Genomic DNA, 17,626 nt, shown 5'->3' with positions numbered 1-17,626 from the left:
GGGGTGGCTTCGTCCGGCGCGGGCCTAGTGGCGTTCGACGAGGACCGCGCTGCCCTGCCCCACGCCCACGCACATCGTGGCCAGCCCGCGGCCGGCCCCCGTGCGGCGCATGCGGTGGAGCAGGGTGGTGAGGATGCGGGCGCCGGAGCAGCCGAGCGGGTGGCCCAGCGCGATGGCGCCGCCGGTGGGGTTGACCAGGTCGGGGTCGATGCCGAGCCGGTCGACGCAGGCGAGGGCCTGGGCGGCGAACGCCTCGTTGAACTCGGCCTCCGCGAGGTCGCCGACGCTCCAGCCGGCCCGGGCGAGCACCTTGCGGGTGGCCGGGACCGGGCCGATGCCCATGACGTCGGGGTGGACACCGGCCGAGCCGCCCGCGACGTAGCGGCCCAGCGACTCCAGGCCGAGGCCGTTCAGCGCCTCCTCGCTGACCAGGAGGAGGCCGGCGGCGCCGTCGTTCATCGGGGAGGCGTTGCCCGCGGTGACCGTGCCGCCGGGGCGGAAGACCGGCTTGAGGCGGCCCAGTTTCTCCAGGGAGGTGTCCTCGCGGACGCACTCGTCGGTGTCGACGACCACGCCGTCCGGGCGCTCGACGGGGAGGATCTCGTCGTCGAAGTGACCGTTCTTCCGGGCCTCGGCGGCGAGGCGGTGGCTGCGCAGGGCGAACGCGTCCTGACGCTCGCGCGGGACGCCGTACCGCTCGGCGACCTCCTCGGCCGTCTCCCCCATGGCGAGCAGTCCGTGCAGGTCCTTCATCGCCGGGTTGACCAGGCGCCAGCCGAGCCGGGTGTCGGCGGTCTCGATGCGGTGCGGCAGCGCCTCGTCGGGGCGGGGCAGCACGAAGGGGGCGCGGCTCATGGACTCGGAACCGCCCGCGAGCACGATGTCGGCCTCGCCCGCGGCGATGGTGCGGGCGGCGGTGGTGACGGCTTCGAGACCGGAGGCGCACAGCCGGTTGACGGTGGCGCCGGGCACGGTCTCCGGCAGGCCCGCGAGCAGGGCGGCCATCCGGGCGACGTTGCGGTTGTCCTCGCCCGCCTGGTTGGCGGCGCCCCAGTACACGTCGTCGATCCGGGCCGGGTCCAGCGCGGGCACGTCGGCGACCAGGCCCCGGATCACCGCGGCGGCGAGGTCGTCGGGCCGTACGGCGGACAGCGCGCCGCGCAGCTTGCCGATCGGGGTGCGGCGGGCGGCCGCGAAGTGGACGGGACGCACGAGGGACTCCTGACCGTCGTCGCGCGGTCACCGGACGGCGCACCGCCGCCGCGTCGACCACCACGAATCTTGATGAGCACCAGCCTTAATTAGCACTGCTAGTTTTGGACTATAGACCGCCGGACGGCGTCCTGGGAAGATCCTCCGGAGAACCGTCGACACAGCCGGAGGAGACATGGCCGAGGCCCGCGAGCACACGCTGACCGGGACGCGGGGGCGGATCGCCGTCCGCGCGTGGCTCGCCGGGCGCCCCCGCTACGTCGCACTGCTGGTCCACGGGTACGGCGAGCACACCGGGCGCTACCGGGAGGTGGCGGACGTCCTGACCGGCCACGGCGCGGCCGTCCACGCGCCGGACCACACCGGGCACGGGCGCTCGGACGGCGAGCGGGTGGTGATCGAGGACTTCGAGGACGTGGTCACCGACGTGCACGCCGTGGCCGAACTCGCCCGGGCCGCCCACCCCGGCCTGCCGGTCGTCATGGTCGGACACTCCATGGGCGGTCTCATCGCCGCACGGTACGCCCAGCGCCACCCCGGCGAGCTGACGGCCCTGGTGCTGTCGGGGCCCGTCATCGGCGACTGGGAGCTGCCGCGCCGGCTGCTCGCCCTGGAGGAGATCCCCGACACCCCCATCAGCCCGGCCTCGCTCTCCCGCGACCCGGCGGTGGGAGCGGCGTACGCGGCGGACCCGCTGGTGTGGCACGGGCCGATGAGGCGGCCGACGCTTCAGGCGTTCGTGCGGACGCTGGAGACCGTGGCCGAGGGCGGCGACGTCGGCCGGCTGCCGCTGCTGTGGGTGCACGGGGACGACGACCGGCTGGTGCCGCTGCCCGGCAGCCGCGTCGGCGTCGAGCAGCTGAGCGGCGGCGACCTGACCGAGCGGATCTACCCGGGCGCCCGGCACGAGGTCTTCAACGAGACGAACCGGGCGGAGGTGTTCGCGGACGTCACGCGCTTCCTGGACGGCGTCCTCGCCCTCTGACCCGGTCCGGCGCCCCGCTGACCCTGCCCTGCGCCCGCGAGGCCCGCCGAGGCCGTCCGTCCGGAGTTTGCCCCCGGCGTCCCATGGGCACCCGCGCCCGCATGGAGTGGTTGCGCCCCGCCGCCTGCGTGGATGAGGACCCCGATCTGTTCTTCCCGGTGGGCACCGCCGGACCCGCCCTGCGGGACACGGCGGCCGCCAAGCGGGTCTGCGCCAGATGCCCGGTGACCCCCGAGTGCCTGACGTTCGCGCTGGAGTCGGGGCAGACGTCGGGCGTGTGGGGCGGCACCGACGAGGCGGAGCGCGTCGCGCTGCTCCGGCTGACCGCGCGACACGCACGTACGCACGACGAAATGAGGGACACCTCATGGCCGACGCCCTCGAACTCGGCGCGCTGTGGGAGGACTTCCACCGCGTGGTGAACATGACCTCCGCGGAACTCGCGGACTGGCTCCGGGTGCGCGACTCCGGTGAGCTGACCGAGCCGCTGCCGGACGACGCCGGGCCGCCGCTGGGCCGGCACGTCCTCGCGATCCTGCAGAAGCGGCGTACCGACCTGACCGAGGACGACCTGCGGGCGATGCGCAAGGTCGTGGACACCGTGACCTCGCAGGCCGACCTGGAGAACGAGCCCCGGTCCGACGACACCCGGCTCAGGCACCGGCTCATGACGGTCGGTCACGATCCGCTGAAGCCGTAGCGGTGGGCCGCGACCAACGGCGGACCGTGCGCGAACTCGTCGACGCGCACGGGCAGACGTACGCCGAGGAGGCGGGCATCCGGCTGAAGGACACCCCGCAGCCGCTGTACCGGCTGCTGGTCCTCGCGCACCTGCTCAGCGCCCGCATCAGCGCCTCCATCGCGGTCGCCGCCGCCCGCGCCCTGAGCGAGGCGGGACTGCGCGACCCGCGCCGCATGGCCGACGCCGGCTGGCAGGAGCGGGTGGACGCGCTCGGCCGGGGCGGCTACCGGCGCTACGACGAGCGCACCGCCACCCAGCTCGGCGAGGCCGCCGAACTGCTGACCGAGCGCTGGGCCGGTGACCTGCGCCGGCTCCGCGCCGAGGCGGACGGCGACGTCCCCGAGATGCGGCGGCTGCTCCAGGAGTTCCCCGGAATGGGACCGACCGGCGCGGACATCTTCCTGCGGGAGGCCCAGCTGGTCTGGCCGGAGGCGGGGCCCCGCCTGGACCGCAAGGCACTCCAGGGCGCCGAGCGGCTCGGGCTGCCCGGCGACCCGGACCGGCTCCTCTCCCTGGCCGGAAAGACGGAACCCGCCGTCCTGGCGGCCGCGCTGGTGCGTGCGGCGGTGGACAAGGAGGTGGCCGAGGACACCCTCGACCGCGCCGGATGAGCGCGCCGGGCCCGGCGGACGGGCCCACTCCCGCCGCCCGGCCGCGCCGATCACCCGAACAGGCCCGTGCGCTGGTGCGCCCCGGGCCCCGGTGATGCGCTGAGGACACCGTTTCCCGTCCCAGGAGGCATCCCGCGATGAGTCGTCGTCCGTCCCACCCCGTCCGTCTCCTGGCCTCCGCCCTGGCGGCGGGCGCGCTGCTGACCACCGCGGCCTGCTCGGACGGCGACGGGTCGGAGAGCGCCTCGGACACCGCCGCCGAACAGGCCGGCGTCGCCAGGCCGAACGCGGCGCGGCAGACCCCGAGCGGCTCGCCGACGAACTCCCCTACGGGCTCCCCCAGCGCCTCCCCCGCCGCCCTCACCGAGTCCGGCGCCAAGGCCGCGCTGCTCACCGAGGCCGACCTGGAGGGCGGCTGGAACCAGGTCCAGGACGCGGACAAGTGGCGCGACCGGCTGCTCGTCGGCAAGGTCGACGTGGCCGGCTTCCTCACCGCCAAGGCCGCCGCGACGGACTGCCAGGCCCTGCTGGACGCCCTCTACGGGGACGACCTGCTGGGCGAGCCCTCCGGGCCGTCGGCCCTCACCGGCTTCGAGCAGGGCGACTCCCGCCTGCTCGAACAGGTCGCCGGGTACGACCGCGCCGGTCTGGACGCCCGCATGAAGTGGCTGCGGACCCTGCCGGACACCTGCGACGAGTTCACCGCCACCGGCTCCGGGGGCACCAAGCGCACGGTCCAGGTGACCGGGGCGTCGGTGCCCGACGTGGGCGACGCCCGTACGGGGCTGCGGGTGACCGTGCGGGGCGACGCCGACGGCGGCCCGGCCACGCTCACCCTGGACATCGCCACGGTCCGCGTCGACACCTCCGCCGTCACCGTCATGGGCGGCGGCCTGGACGGCGGGCAGACCGACGCCGTCGAGCAGGCGGTACGCCAGGGCACCGAGCGCCTCAAGACCGTCCTGGACGGCGGCACCCCCTCGCCTCAGCCCGCCGACCTGGACTGACCCCGACCGGGCTCCACCGCGTCGTGCGCACATCCGGCGAAACCCGGACAGGGTGATCACCGGGCGGCACAATGGTGCGCGACGGACGGCGCACCCGCGAAGGAGCCGAGACGTGAGCGACAGCGACCCCGTGCCCGGCGGGCGCCCCGGTGAGGTCGAGCGGGCCACCGCGCTGACCGGCGAACTGGCCGGGCGGGGCGTGCACGGCGTGGTGCTGGCATACGTCGACACCGCGGGGATCGCCCGGGTGAAGACCGTGCCCACCGCCGGGCTCGCCGCGGCCGCGGCCTGGGGCGTGGGCATGTCGCCGGTGTTCGACACCTTCCTCGCCGACGACTCGATCGTCACCACGGACGTCCTCGGCTCCCCCGACGGCGACCTGCGCCTCTACCCCGACCTCGACCGGCTGACCGTACTGGCGGCGCAGCCCGGCTGGGCGTGGGCGCCGGTCGACCGGATCACGCAGGAGGGCGCACCGCATCCGGCGTGCGGGCGCACCGTCCTGCGCCGCACCGTGGCCCGGGCCGCCGAACGGCACGGCATCACCTTCCGGGCCGCCGTCGAGATCGAGTGGGTGGTGGGACGGGGCGACGCGGACGACGACGCGTTCGTCCCGGCGGTGTCCGGACCGGCGTACGGCGCCACCCGGCAGATCGAGCTGAGCGACTGCGCCGCGGACCTGCTGGCGGCGCTCGCGGCGCAGGGCGTGGACGTGGAGCAGTTCCACCCCGAGTACGCGCCGGGGCAGTTCGAGATCTCGGTGGGCGCGCTCGACCCGGTGGCGGCGGCCGACCGCAGCGTGCTGGTGCGGCAGACGATCCGGGCGGTGTCCCGGCGGCACGGACTGCGGGTCTCCTTCGCCCCGGCGGTCCTCGGACGGGGCGTCGGCAACGGCGGGCACCTCCACCTCTCCGCCTGGCGCGGCGGGACGAACCTGCACGCGGGCGGCACGGGCCGGTACGGCATGACCGCCGAGGCCGAGTCCTTCGTGGCCGGGATCCTCGGCCGGCTCCCGGCGCTCACGGCGATGACCGCGCCGAGCCCGGCCAGTCATCTGCGGCTGCGCCCCTCGCAGTGGGCCGGGGTGTTCACCGCCTGGGGCCGGGAGACCCGCGAGGCCGCGCTGCGGATCGTCACCGGCACCGCCGGGATCCGCGACCGCGCGGCGAACCTGGAGGTCAAGCCGGTCGACCTCGCCGCCAACCCCTATCTCGCCCTCGCCTCGGCGATCGCCGCCGGCCTCGACGGGCTCTCCTCGTCGGCACCGCTGCCCGAGGAGACCACCGGCGACCCGGCCCGGCTGGACCCCACCGAGGCGGCGGCCCGGGGCGTGCGGCGGCTGCCGGTCACGCTCGCCGAGTCGGTGGAGGCCTTCCGCGCCGACGGCGTACTGCGCGAGGCGCTGGGTCCGGTGCTGGCGGACGCGGTGATCGCCGTACGGCTCGGCGAGGCCCGGTCCGTCGAGGGGCTGGACGACGACGGCGTGGCGGCGGCCTACCGCTGGGCGTACTGAGATGGCCGCCGGGCCCGTGCACGAGCGGCTCGCCGCGCTGGAGCTGGTGGACCACCACTGCCACGGCGCCGTCACCGACGACCTGGACCGCGCGGGCTTCGAGTCCCTGCTCACCGAGGGTGAGGCGTGGCCCGGCGTCTCCCCCTTCGACAGCCCCGTCGGCCTGGCCGTGCGCCGCCACTGCGCGCCCCTGCTGGGTCTGCCGCGCCACTCCCCCGCCGACGTGTACCTGGCCCGTCGGTCGGAACTGGGCGCCGCCGAGGTCAACCGGCGGTTTCTGCGGGCCGCGCGGACCGGCTTGTTCTGTGTGGACACCGGGTACGCCCCGCACCGCGTGACCGCTCCGGCCGAGCTGGCCCGGGCGGCAGGCGCGAGGGCGTACGAGGTGGTCCGGCTGGAGGGGGTCGCGGAGGCGGTGGCGGCGGCCGGGGTCGAACCGGACGCCTACGCGCGGACGTTCCGCGCCGCCGCGTGGGAGGCGGTGCGGCAGCCCGGCGTGGTGGGCGTCAAGTCGGTGGCGGCCTACCGCACCGGCTTCGACCTGGATCCGGCCCGTCCCGCGCCCGGCGAGGTCACCGAGGCCGCCCGGCGCTGGCTCGCGCGCGGCGGCGGCCGGCTCGACGATCCGGTGCTGACGAGGCACCTGCTCTGGACCGCCGTGGACCTCGGCCGGCCGCTGCAACTGCACACGGGGTTCGGCGACAGCGACATCCGCCTGCACCGGGTGGACCCCACCCTGCTGACCGACTGGCTGCACCTGACCGCCGGCACCATCCCGGTCCTGCTGCTGCACTGCTGGCCCTACCAGCGCCAGGCGGCCTATCTGTCCGCGGTCTTCGAGCGGGTGTACCTCGACGTGGGGCTCACCCTGCACCACGTCGGCCCCGCGCGGGCGGGCTCGATCCTCGCCGAGGCACTGGAGATCACCCCGTTCCGCAAGCTGCTGTACAGCTCCGACGCCTATGGGCCGGCCGAGTTCCACTACCTGGGGGCGCTGGCCTTCCGGCGGGGACTGACCGGACTGCTGCAGGAGCGGCTGGACGCCGACGAGCTGTCCCTGCCGGACGCGCTGCGCCTGGCCCGCTGGGCGGGACGGGACAATGCCCGGCGGGTCTACCGGCTGCCCGGCGGTCCGGCGGACGACGGCTGAGCGGCGTGGGACGGGTCACAGTCCCGGAGCGCCGCCCAGGAAGCACGAACGGCTGAAAGTATGATCAAGCGATGTCTGACATGACCGAAACCACGCCGGGCTGGCTGACGAGCGACGAACTCGAAATGGCGCGCGCCCGTATGCCGATCCTGTACGTCGAGGCCGTGCCCGTGCGGGTGGACGACAGCGGCGAAGTCACCAGCGTCGGCCTGCTCCTGCGCATCGGGCCCGACGGGACGGTCAGCCGGACGCTGGTCTCCGGCCGGGTGCTGCACCACGAGCGGGTGCGGGACGCCCTGCTGCGCCACCTGGAGAAGGATCTCGGCCCGGTGGCGCTGCCCCGGGTGCCGTCCTCGCTCCAGCCGTTCACGGTGGCCGAGTACTTCCCGACGCACGGTGTCACGCCGTACCACGACCCCCGGCAGCACGCGGTCTCGCTCGCCTACGTGGTGCCGGTGACCGGTGACTGCCGACCGCGCCAGGACGCCCTCGACCTGGTCTGGTTCGATCCGCGCGAGGCGCTGTCCGAGGCGGTGCGCAGCGAGATGCCGGGCGGCCACGGGGTGCTGCTGAAGCAGGCACTGGCGCACGTGGGCTGCGTGGACTGACACTCCCGGTCCCCGGGGTCACTCCTGCGGCCGTTGCCCGTCGCTGAGCTGCGGGTCCAGGTCGTCCCTGAGCAGGCCCCGGGACCCCGTCTGCCCGGTGCGGTAGGCGGAGCGGGCCACCAGGTGGGAGGCGACCGGGCTGGTGAGGAACTGGAAGAAGGCGATCAGCGCGAGGGTGCCCACGTCGGTGCCGTGGCGCAGCCTCAGCGCCACCCCGGCCAGGACGAGGAGCATCCCGAGGGTCTGCGGCTTGGTGGCGGCGTGGCTGCGGGAGAGCACGTCGGGGAAGCGGAGCATCCCGATCACGCCGAGGAGGCACTGCAGGCAGCCGAGGAACAGCAGGACGGTTCCGGCCAGGTCGGCGGCCCGGGCCCAGGCGTTCACCGGTGGTCCTGCCGGCCGTCCGCCCGCACGGAGGGCCGGTCGCGTACGGCGATGAAGCGGGCGATGCCCACCGAGCCGGTGAATCCGAGGAAGGCGAGCACCAGCATCACGGGGAAGTAGAAGGAGTCGCGGTCGTGGGCGGCCTTGACGCCGATGCCGGCGATGATGAGCGCCGCGGCCACGTCCAGGGCGACGGCGCGGTCCAGCATCGAGGGGCCGTACCAGATGCGGTACAGCAGCAGTGCGCCGGCGACGAGGATCATCGCGAGCGCGGCGACGAGCAGCGCGTCTTCGACGGCGTGCAGGGTGGTCACGGCGAGGGGTCACCTTCCGGTACGGGGCGGGCGGCGTCGGCGATGTCCTCGGCGGTGCCGAAGGCGCGGGCGACGAGTTCCTCCATGCGCCACACCTGCCGCTGGGCGCCCTCGATCTCGCCGGGGTTGGCCGCGTCGAGGACGTGCAGGAAGAGGGTGGCCGTCGACCTGCGCACCTCGATCACGGAGCCGCCGGGGACGTTGGAGACGGCGACGGCGGTGGCCGTGAGCATGAGGTCGCTGCGCACCCGCAGCGGGACGGCCACGACCGCCGCCTGGTAGGGGCCCTTGGCGAAGATCTGCCGGGTGACCTCGACGCTGGAGGAGAACATGTCGTACAGCAGGTAGGCCGCCAGACGCAGGATGCCCAGCGGACGCAGCCGGAGGCCGAGGTCCACGGCGGGCAGCGGGAAGGCCAGGCACAAGCAGACCGCGACGAGGACGCCGTTGACGAGGTTGGCCCAGGACGGGGTGCCCCACAGCAGGATCCAGATGACGGTGAGCCAGCCGACGAGCGGCAGGTCGAGCACGCGTCGCCCGCGGCCGACGCGGAAGGACCAGCTGTAGGGGGAACGGTCGCGGAAGAGGTTGCTCACCGGCCGAGCACCGCCTCGATGTAGGGGGTGCGGGCGAGGAGTTCGGTGGCGGCGGCCTGGGTGAAGGTGGTGAGGGGCCCGCCGAGCACGGTGTACGACAGGCCGAGGGCGACGGCGGCGCCCGTGGCCACGAGCATCGGCCAGGGCAGCCGTTTGCTGGTGGTGATGGACTGCCCCAGGAAGCCCGCGGCGACCACGGCGCCCGCGGGCACCGGCAGCCCGCTGCCCGAACCGGTCGGCCGTTCCTCGTCGTCCGGTTCGTCGTCCGGCTCGTCGTCCTCGGCGGACTCCAGCACCACGCCCTCCTCCTCGGCGCCGGGCGGCGCGTCGCGCCAGAACGCGAGGTTCCAGACCTTCGCCATGACGTAGAGGGTGAGCAGACTGGTGGCGGCGGACCCGGCGACGAGTGCCAAGGCCCAGCCGCCGCCGTCGGCGACGCCCGCCCGCATCAGGCCGAGCTTGCCGATGAAGCCGGACAGCGGCGGGATGCCCGCGAGGTTCATGGCGGGCACGAAGAACAGCACGGCGAGCACCGGCGCCGCCTTCGCCAGGCCGCCGAGGCGGGTGAGTTCCGTGGTGCCGTCGCGCCGCTCGATGAGCCCGGCGACGAGGAACAGGGTGGTCTGCACGGTGATGTGGTGGGCGACGTACACGATCGCCCCGGCGATCGAGCCGCGCCCGGCGAGCGCGATACCGAAGACCATGTAGCCGATGTGGCTGATGAGGGTGAAGGACAGCACCCGTTTCAGGTCGGTCTGGGCGACGGCGCCGAGGATGCCGACGGCCATGGAGGCGAGTGCGGCGAGCATCAGCAGGTCGCCGAGGCGGTGGCCGGGGAAGAGCAGGGTCTGGGTGCGCAGCATCGAGTACACGCCGACCTTGGTCAGCAGCCCGGCGAAGACCGCGGTGACCGGTGCGGGCGCGGTCGGGTAGGAGTCGGGCAGCCAGGCGGCGAGCGGGAACACCGCCGCCTTGATCGCGAAGACCGTCAGCAGCATCGCCTCCAGCAGGGTGCGCGCCCCGAGCGGCACCTCCTGAAGCCGCCCGGCGAGCTGGGCGAAGTTCACGGTGCCCGCGACCGCGTAGGTCATGGCGATGGCGACCAGGAAGAGCACGGAGGAGAACAGCGAGATGATCACGTACGTCGACCCGGCCCGGACACGGGTCGCGGTGCCGCCGATGGTGAGCAGCACGAAGCTCGCGACGAGCATGATCTCGAAGCCGACGTAGAGGTTGACGAGGTCTCCGGCGAGGAAGGTGCAGGAGACGCCCGCGACGAGGATGAGGTAGGCGGGGTGGAAGACACCGACCGGCGCCTGGTCGTCGCGGTCGGCCATGCCCTGGCCCAGCGAGTACACGAGGACGAGCAGGGTGACGGCGCTGGAGACGGTGAGCATCAGGCCGGACAGCCGGTCGGCGACCAGGGTGATGCCGACCGGCGGAGCGAAGTCGCCGAGGTGGACGCTGAGCGGGCCGTGGCGGTCGGCGGCGACCATGAGCATCACGGAGAGCACCAGGACCGCGCCGAGCACGGCGAGGCTGATGAAGCGCTGGAACCGGTGCAGCCGGGGTCCGATGGCCAGTTTCAGGCCCGTGACGCACAGGGGCAGCAGGACGGGGAGCGGGACGAGCGCGTTCACCTGGTTCCTTCCGTGCCGGCGCCGTCGGGGTCGTCGGGCTGGTCGGGCGGCGGGTGGCAGGAGTCCTCGCCGGGGAGCGAGTCGGGTTCGCGGCCGGTCTCCTCGGGGTCGTTGGAGGGCCCCGCGACGCGGGCCGGGGCGGGTCCGGGGCGGCCGGCCGCGTCGGTGGAGCCCAGCTCGCGGCCCTCCCGGTAGTCCTCTGGGTCGGCGCCGAGGATGTCGTTCCAGAGGTTCCCGGAGACGTCGTTGGCGCGGGCCTGATAGGCGCGCTCCTCGCGGACCCGCCTGCGCAGCCGTTTGCGGGCGGCGCGGTAGCGGGCGCGCTGCTCGGCGTCGGCGCCGCCGTCCTCGGCGCGGGCCTCGCGGTAGCGGTCGCGGAGTTCGCCGCGCCGGTCGAGGAACTCGGCGCGCAGGGCGACGAGCCGGTCCTCGGTGTCGTCGCTGATCTCGTCGGAGCCGGTGACCTGGTGGCTGCGGTAGGCCATGGCGAGCAGGAAGGCGGTGGTGGCGAGGGTGATGACGATCGCGGTCAGGGCGATGGCCTGGGGCAGCGGGTCGGTGACCCGGTTGCGGATGATGTGCGGGTAGAGCAGCGGTGCGTCGCCCGCGCTGCCGGTGGAGGCGAGCACCAGGAGGTTGACGCCGTTGCCGAGGACGACGGCGCCGAGCAGGATCCGGGTCAGCGACCGGGTCAGCAGCAGGCTGGCGCCGACGGCGTTGAGGACGGCGGCCGCCACCAGCAGGGACAGGCTCACGGTCATGCGCGGCCCGCCTCCGGGCGCGGGGCGGCCCGCTCGATCTGGCGGTCGATCCGGGCGCCGAGGGCCCGCACGATGTCCAGGACCACGCCGAGCACGAGCAGGTAGACCCCGCAGTCGAAGAGGACGGCGGTGGACAGGTGGGCGTCGCCCCACACGGGCAGGTGGCCGTGCCAGGTCCAGCCGTGCAGCACGGTGCCCTCGCCGAGGCCGCCGAGCGCGACCCCGGTGGACAGGAACAGGCCGAGGCCGGTGAACACGCCCGGTTTGAAGGGCACGGCGTCGGCGAGTTCGTGACGGCCGCCGGCGAGGTAGCGGGCGATGAAGGCGACGCCCGCGGTCAGCCCGGCGACGAAGCCGCCGCCCGGCAGGTTCTCCGCGCACAGCAGCAGGTAGACGGAGAGGACGAGGACGGGGTGGAAGATGAGGCGGGCGACCACCTCCAGGACGAGGGAGCGGCGCTCGGGGGCGAGGGTGGCGCTGGCGGCGAGCCAGGTCCGCTCGGGTGCCCCCTCGTCGCCGCTGGGCAGACCCGCCGATTCGTACCGGCTCGCTCGCCAGGCGGTGCGCAGCCCGGCGTGCGGGTGGTCCCCGGGCAGCGGCAGTACGGGCTGCTCGGCGCCGTCGGCGCGGCGGTGCAGGTAGATGAGGCTGGTGACGCCGATCGCGGCGGCGGCGAGCACCGCGGACTCGCCCATGGTGTCCCAGGCGCGCAGGTCGACCAGGATCGTCGCGACGACGTCCTTCAGCCCGTGGTGCGCGGTCTCCTCGACCATCGCCGCACCGGCGCTGTCGGCCCGGCGGTGCCCCGCCATGATCCAGACGACGACGGCGACGGCGGCACCGCCCGCGAGGGCCACCGGCATCCGCAGCAGGCGCCGCCACCGGCTGAAGTTCTCCTCGAAGCGCACCGGCATCCGGCGCAGCACCAGCACGAAGACGATCATCGAGACGGTCTCCACGCAGAACTGGGTGAGCGCGAGGTCGGGCGCGCCCTGCGCGACGAAGAGCAGCGCGGTGCCGTATCCGGTGAGGCCGGCGAAGACGACCGCCTTCATCCGGCGCCGCACGCCCAGGCACAGCAGGGCCGCCGCGCAGGTCAGCAGGGCGACGGCGGCCTGGGCCGGGTGGTCCCACAGGCGCGGTGCGGGCACCGCGGTCCAGGGTTCGTCCGCGACCAGCACGGCGATCTGCCCGGCGAGGACCACGCTCATGGTCGTCACCAGGTACACCGACAGCGAGCCGCGCTGCACGAGTCCGGTGCACTGCAGGGCGGTGCGCTCCAGGGCGAGCAGCATCCGTCCGAAGACGAGGTCCGCGGAGCGCCAGGCGACCGCCCGGCCCACCCGCTGGACGGGTCCCGCAGCGAGGAACAGCAGGACCCCGCCCGCCCAGGCCGCGACGGACAGGCCGAGTGCGGGGCCCGCGCCGTGCCACAGCGCCAGGTGGGACGGGTGCGCGGGCGCCGGGAACTGCCCGGCGTAGGTGCCGAGGAGGCCCTGGAGCCAGGACACCCCGGGGCCGAGGACGAGGCAGGCCAGGGCGAGCACCGCGGGCGGGGCCAGGAAGGCCGCCGGGACACGGTGTGCGTCGGTGTCGGGCAGGCCGGGTTTGCGGGCGAAGGCGCCCCACAGGTAGCGCAGGGTGTAGGCGGTGGTCAGGGCGGAGCCGACGACGGCCGAGGCGAGCGCCCAGCGGTCACCGGTGCTCCCGTCCAGGAGCGCCTGGAAGGCGGCCTCCTTGGCACTGAAGCCGAGCAGCGGCGGCACCGCGGCCATGGACGCTCCGGCGATCACGGCGACGGCGCACACGGCGGGCAGCCGGCGTCCGAGTCCGGAGAGCTTGCGCAGGTCGCGGGTGCCGGTGGCGTGGTCGACGATGCCGGTGACCAGGAAGAGCGGCGCCTTGAACAGGGCGTGCCCCAGGATCATGGCGGTGGCGGCGAGGCCGGTGTCGTGGCGGCCCGCGCCGGTCAGGACGGTGAGGAAGCCGAGCTGGCTGACGGTGCCGTAGGCGAGGACGAGTTTCAGGTCGTGCAGCCGGAGCGCCCGCCAGCCGCCCAGCAGCATCGTCGCCGAGCCGAGGACGAGCAGCAGCGGGCGCCAGGGCGTGATGTCGGCGAAGGCGGGGGCGAGCCGGGCGACGAGGTAGACGCCCGCCTTGACCATCGCGGCGGCGTGCAGATAGGCGCTGACGGGGGTGGGGGCGGCCATGGCGTTGGGCAGCCAGAGGCTGAAGGGCCAGATCGCGGACTTGGACAGGGCGCCGACGAGGATCAGCACGATCGCCGTGGACAGCGCCGCCGACGGGGACGGCGGGTCGGCCAGGATCGCCGAGACGCGGTAGGTGCCGGCCTCGTGCCCGAGGAGCAGGAAGCCGACGAGCATGGTCAGTCCGCCGAGGGCGGTGACCGTCAGGGCCTGCAGGGCGCTGCGCCGGTTCCGCTTGTGGTCGCTGGTCTGGCCGATCAGCAGGTAGGAGAAGACGGTGGTCAGTTCCCAGAAGATGTAGAGCAGGACCAGGTCGTCGGCGAGGACCAGGCCGAGCATCGCCCCGGCGAAGGCGAGGAGGTTCCCGGCGAACCTGCCCAGCTGCCGCGAGCGGTCGTCGAAGTAGGAGGCGCAGTAGACCAGGACGAGGGTGCCCACGCCCGCGGCGAGCAGCACCATGAGTTCGGCGAGGGCGTCCAGTCTGAGCGCCCAGTCCACGTGGTAGGACGGCAGCCAGCGCCACTCGACGGTGTCGGCGCCGCCCGCGGCCGTCGTGCTCCACCGGGTGGCGGCCCAGGCGGTCGCCGCGGCGGGCGGCAGGGCCAGCACGAGGAAGGCTCGGGTTCCGCACCATCTCACCAACGGCGCGGCGAACAGCGCGAGCCCGAAGTGGCAGAGGATGAGCACGGACACCCGACAGTGATATATCGGGCATCTCGCCCGAGCGTCCAGGCACGCCGCAGGGAGAACAATCGAGGGGCGGTTTCGGATCTCTCCGAAACCGCCCCTCGACCAACGACCGTCTCCAGTCGGGACGACAGGATTTGAACCTGCGACCCCTTGACCCCCAGTCAAGTGCGCTACCAAGCTGCGCCACGTCCCGTTGCCCGTCTGACCTGGGGTTTCCCCCGGTCGAACGCGCAGGAAAACCATACCGCACTCGGGCCGGTGGTCGCGCATCGCTTTTCCGGCGCGCGCCCGGGGTGCGTCAGCACTTCTGCGGGCGGGGCGGCTCGGCCTCGGTCGGGAGCAGGGTCGGGGCCGGGGTGCCGCTCGGTCCCGGCGAGGCCGCTTCCACGCGCGCCAGCCCGCGCACCGCCGGGATCAGGAGCAGGGCCGCGCACACGGCGAAGCTCGTCGCACCGGCGACGAGCAGCACGTGGTCGGCGCCGAGGACGGAGGCGGCCGGACCGGCCAGGGCCTGGCCGACGGGCATCATCGCGAGCGAGCCCGCCACGTCGTAGGCGTGGATGCGGTTGAGGACGTCCGGCGGGACCTGGGTCTGCACGCTGGTCGCCCACATCACGCCCCAGAAGGACAGGCCGGCCCCGGCGACGGCTGCTCCGGCCGCCATGGCGGGTACGCCGAGCCCGGCACCGACGCTCGCCGGGAAGGCGGCGAAGCCGACGAGGGCGACCGCACCGGCCCGGAGCATGCGCAGCGGCCGCAGCCGCAGGGCGAGCAGGCCGCCCACGACGGTCCCCGCGCCCAGGGCGGAGTTGACCAGCCCGTAGGCGCGCGGGCCGTGCTGCTGCACCACCTCGGTGGCGACCAGCGGGACGGTCGGACCCCAGACCGCGATCATGTAGACGCACCAGACGGCTATGACGCTCCACAGCCACCGCCGCGCACGGAACTCCCGCCATCCCTGGACCAGGTCGGCGCGGAAGGCCTTGCTCCCCCGGCCGGAGACCGCCCGGCTCCCCGGCGCGGGCGGCGGCAGCCGGAGCAGCAGCAGGCACAGGGCGCTGATCGCGTAGGTGGTGGCATGGGCGGCGAAGACCCCGCCGGGCGAGGCGAAGCCGACCAGGAGTCCCGCCACCGCGGGTCCGGCGAGCTGGGCGGCGGACTCGGCGACGCGTATCGCGCCGTTGGCACCCTGGACGTCGGAGGCGAGCCGGGGCACGGTGCTGGCGACGCCGGGCTGGAAGACGGCGCCCGCGACCCCGTTGGCGAAGCCGATGGCGCAGATCTGCCAGAGCACGACGTGCCCGGAGAAGAAGAGCACGGCGGCCGCGGCCTGGGTGCCGAGCCGGACCAGGTCGGCGCCGATCATCAGCTTGCGGGTGCTGAAGCGGTCGGCGAGGACCCCGCCGAAGACGACCAGACCGGCGAAGGCGGCGGCCGTCGCGGCCATGGCGAGGCCGACCGCGCCCGCCCCGTACCCGTGCTGGAGCAGTCCGGCGGCGAGCGCGACGGGCAGCATGGTGTCGCCGAGCCGGGCCACGGCCCGGGCGGCGAAGAACAGCGCGAAGTCCCGCGACCAGACGGCTCGCGCCGCCGTCGGCCGCGACGACGTACCGGCCATCCCTTGCTCCCCCTCCCCTTGCCCTCCCGTGGCACCGTGCGTCCGACAGCCGGAACCCCCCTCCGGTCCCGGCTGTCACGCACGTCTTCGGATCATGCCACGGGGCACTGACAACGCCCGAGGGGTTTTCAGCCCCCGGCGGGCAGCCCCAGCCGGGGATGGGCCTCCAGCAGCCGGGTCGGGGCCGCCTGGCGCCAGGAGTCGGCGAGGATGTCGCGCAGCTCGTCCTCGCCCTCCAGGGCGGCGAGCCGGGCCCGCACCCAGGCGAACTGCGCCTCGTGCGCGGCGATCCAGAACTTCTCCGGCTCGGCCAGCACCAGTTCGTCGCGTTCCTCCTTCGGGCAGCGCACCGCGAGGGAGGTCTCCTCCTCGGGCAGCGTCGCGAACATCTTTCCCGCGACCCGGAAGGTGGGCATGCTCCAGGCGGTCTTCTCCGTCGTGTCCGGCAGGGACAGGGCGATACGGCGTACGTCTTCAGCGTCCGGCATGACAGGCACGGTAGCCGCCGCCACCGACAATCACCCGGCGACGACGGGTGCGCCCAGCCGCACGCCGACCTGCTTGAAGTGGCGCGTCGCCGATCGCGGTTCCCCGCGCGGGCCCGCCGCGCGGTCGGGGATCGCGCCGGCCCCGGTCCACCCGGCCAACCGGTACCTGAGACGCCCGTACTACGGAAGCCTCACGCCCGGGCCGCCTCGCCGAGCGCGTCGAGGACCGGGCGGATCAGAGGGTGTTCCTCCGCTCCCCGGCGTACGGCCGCGAAGACCCGGCGGGTCGGCGCCACCCCGTCGACCGGGCGGACGACCACGCCGGTGAGATCGGTGCCGTGCAGCGCCGAGCGCGGGACGAGCGCCACCCCGGCGTCGGCCGCGGCCAGGGACACCACGGCGCGGAAGTCGTCCGAGGAGTGTTCGAGGCGGGGCTGGAACCCCGCGCTCTCGCAGGCCAGCACGACCACGTCGTGGCACGGGTTGCCCGGGTAGGGGCCGATCCAGGTGTCCTTGGCCAGCTCGGCGAGCGGCACCTCCTCGGCGTCGGCGAGACGGTGGGCGACCGGGACGACCGCGTCGAAGGGCTCGGCGTACAGGGGGACGTGGGTCAGGCGGGGGTCGTCGGCGGAGGGCGCGCCGCGGTACTCGACGGCGACGGCCACGTCGACCTGCCGGTCCAGGACCATCGGCAGACTGGCGTCGCCCTCGGCGTCCTGGACGCGGATGCGGATGCCGGGCGCCGAGGCGGCGAGGCGGGCCAGGGCGGGCGCGACGACGAGCGCGATGCCGGTCGCGAAGGAGGCGACCGTGACCGTGCCGGCCTCGCCCGAGCCGTACGCGGCCAGCTCGGCCTCCGCCCGCTCCAGCTGGGCGAGGACGGCGTTGGTGTGGCTGAGCAGGATCTCCCCGGCCGGGGTCAGCCGTACGCCCTTGGCGCCGCGCTCGACCAGGCGGTGCCCGGTCTCCTGCTCCAGCGCGGCGAGCTGCTGGGAGACCGCGGACGGGGTGAGGTACAGCGCGGCGGCGGCCGCCGTCACGGTGCGGTGGTCCGCCACCGCTCGCAGGATGTGCAGCCGCCGCGCCTCGATCATGGGATC

Annotated in this window: 18 protein-coding genes and 1 tRNA gene; 8 read left to right on the top strand and 11 right to left on the bottom strand. The window is 74.5% G+C overall.

The window, feature by feature from the left end; translation table 11 throughout:
• Window positions 1–24: 24 nt before the first annotated feature.
• Complete coding sequence (locus tag ACZ56V_RS19060; RefSeq protein WP_467384341.1) at window positions 25–1,212, bottom strand: thiolase family protein; 1,188 nt, start codon at window positions 1,210–1,212, stop codon at window positions 25–27.
• Window positions 1,213–1,387: 175 nt separating this feature from the next.
• Between ACZ56V_RS19060 and ACZ56V_RS19055 the strand changes: the two genes are divergently transcribed.
• The 8 genes from ACZ56V_RS19055 to ACZ56V_RS19020 all read left to right on the top strand — a co-directional run bounded on the left by ACZ56V_RS19055 (window position 1,388) and on the right by ACZ56V_RS19020 (window position 7,828).
• A complete protein-coding gene (locus ACZ56V_RS19055; RefSeq protein WP_468943616.1) occupies window positions 1,388–2,197 on the top strand; it encodes an alpha/beta hydrolase in 810 nt (269 codons plus the stop codon).
• A gap of 83 nt (window positions 2,198–2,280) precedes the next feature.
• The gene (locus ACZ56V_RS19050; protein WP_468943614.1) at window positions 2,281–2,619 is read left to right on the top strand and encodes a WhiB family transcriptional regulator; all 339 of its coding nucleotides are present in this window, start codon (window positions 2,281–2,283) and stop codon (window positions 2,617–2,619) included.
• The gene (locus ACZ56V_RS19045) at window positions 2,565–2,897 is read left to right on the top strand and encodes a DUF3140 domain-containing protein (RefSeq protein WP_467384342.1); all 333 of its coding nucleotides are present in this window, start codon (window positions 2,565–2,567) and stop codon (window positions 2,895–2,897) included. The genes ACZ56V_RS19050 and ACZ56V_RS19045 overlap by 55 nt, the downstream gene beginning before the upstream one ends.
• A gap of 2 nt (window positions 2,898–2,899) precedes the next feature.
• Window positions 2,900–3,550 carry an endonuclease gene (locus ACZ56V_RS19040; RefSeq protein WP_398916417.1) on the top strand — a complete coding sequence of 217 codons (651 nt, stop codon included), beginning with the start codon at window positions 2,900–2,902 and terminating at the stop codon, window positions 3,548–3,550.
• Between the two features lie 137 nt (window positions 3,551–3,687).
• Window positions 3,688–4,557 carry a hypothetical protein gene (locus ACZ56V_RS19035; protein WP_398916418.1) on the top strand — a complete coding sequence of 290 codons (870 nt, stop codon included), beginning with the start codon at window positions 3,688–3,690 and terminating at the stop codon, window positions 4,555–4,557.
• A 112-nt stretch (window positions 4,558–4,669) separates the two neighbouring features.
• Complete coding sequence (locus tag ACZ56V_RS19030; protein WP_468943612.1) at window positions 4,670–6,070, top strand: type I glutamate--ammonia ligase; 1,401 nt, start codon at window positions 4,670–4,672, stop codon at window positions 6,068–6,070.
• A gap of 1 nt (window position 6,071) precedes the next feature.
• Window positions 6,072–7,220 carry an amidohydrolase family protein gene (locus ACZ56V_RS19025; protein WP_398916423.1) on the top strand — a complete coding sequence of 383 codons (1,149 nt, stop codon included), beginning with the start codon at window positions 6,072–6,074 and terminating at the stop codon, window positions 7,218–7,220.
• Between the two features lie 80 nt (window positions 7,221–7,300).
• Window positions 7,301–7,828 carry an NUDIX hydrolase family protein gene (locus ACZ56V_RS19020; RefSeq protein ID WP_059297121.1) on the top strand — a complete coding sequence of 176 codons (528 nt, stop codon included), beginning with the start codon at window positions 7,301–7,303 and terminating at the stop codon, window positions 7,826–7,828.
• Between the two features lie 18 nt (window positions 7,829–7,846).
• On the opposite strand, the gene mnhG is transcribed toward ACZ56V_RS19020, so the two are convergent.
• The 10 genes from mnhG to ACZ56V_RS18970 form a co-directional block, all read right to left on the bottom strand.
• Complete coding sequence (gene mnhG / locus ACZ56V_RS19015) at window positions 7,847–8,212, bottom strand: monovalent cation/H(+) antiporter subunit G (protein ID WP_398916425.1); 366 nt, start codon at window positions 8,210–8,212, stop codon at window positions 7,847–7,849.
• Window positions 8,209–8,475 carry an MrpF/PhaF family protein gene (locus tag ACZ56V_RS19010; RefSeq protein WP_166661578.1) on the bottom strand — a complete coding sequence of 89 codons (267 nt, stop codon included), beginning with the start codon at window positions 8,473–8,475 and terminating at the stop codon, window positions 8,209–8,211. Before ACZ56V_RS19010 ends, mnhG begins: the two co-directional genes overlap by 4 nt.
• Before the next feature lie 47 nt (window positions 8,476–8,522).
• A complete protein-coding gene (locus ACZ56V_RS19005; protein ID WP_398916427.1) occupies window positions 8,523–9,122 on the bottom strand; it encodes a Na+/H+ antiporter subunit E in 600 nt (199 codons plus the stop codon).
• Window positions 9,119–10,762 (bottom strand): Na+/H+ antiporter subunit D, encoded by a 1,644-nt coding sequence (locus ACZ56V_RS19000; protein ID WP_468943608.1) that lies wholly within the window; start codon window positions 10,760–10,762, stop codon window positions 9,119–9,121. The genes ACZ56V_RS19005 and ACZ56V_RS19000 overlap by 4 nt, the downstream gene beginning before the upstream one ends.
• Window positions 10,759–11,523, bottom strand: a complete 765-nt coding sequence (locus ACZ56V_RS18995; protein ID WP_468943606.1) for a Na(+)/H(+) antiporter subunit C — start codon at window positions 11,521–11,523, stop codon at window positions 10,759–10,761. Before ACZ56V_RS18995 ends, ACZ56V_RS19000 begins: the two co-directional genes overlap by 4 nt.
• The gene (locus ACZ56V_RS18990) at window positions 11,520–14,423 is read right to left on the bottom strand and encodes a Na+/H+ antiporter subunit A (RefSeq protein WP_468943603.1); all 2,904 of its coding nucleotides are present in this window, start codon (window positions 14,421–14,423) and stop codon (window positions 11,520–11,522) included. Before ACZ56V_RS18990 ends, ACZ56V_RS18995 begins: the two co-directional genes overlap by 4 nt.
• A gap of 116 nt (window positions 14,424–14,539) precedes the next feature.
• Window positions 14,540–14,613, bottom strand: a tRNA-Pro gene (locus ACZ56V_RS18985).
• Between the two features lie 105 nt (window positions 14,614–14,718).
• Window positions 14,719–16,038, bottom strand: coding sequence for an MFS transporter (locus ACZ56V_RS18980; RefSeq protein ID WP_468943600.1), 1,320 nt, complete (start codon window positions 16,036–16,038; stop codon window positions 14,719–14,721).
• A gap of 128 nt (window positions 16,039–16,166) precedes the next feature.
• Window positions 16,167–16,526, bottom strand: coding sequence for an MmcQ/YjbR family DNA-binding protein (locus ACZ56V_RS18975; RefSeq protein WP_398916435.1), 360 nt, complete (start codon window positions 16,524–16,526; stop codon window positions 16,167–16,169).
• A gap of 191 nt (window positions 16,527–16,717) precedes the next feature.
• Window positions 16,718–17,620, bottom strand: a complete 903-nt coding sequence (locus tag ACZ56V_RS18970) for a LysR family transcriptional regulator (protein WP_052841978.1) — start codon at window positions 17,618–17,620, stop codon at window positions 16,718–16,720.
• Window positions 17,621–17,626: the final 6 nt, after the last annotated feature.

This window comes from Streptomyces sp. NPDC034099 (assembly GCF_055575415.1).
The sequence above is the reverse complement of the archived record's forward strand: the minus strand, read 5'-3'. Positions and strand labels throughout refer to the sequence as shown.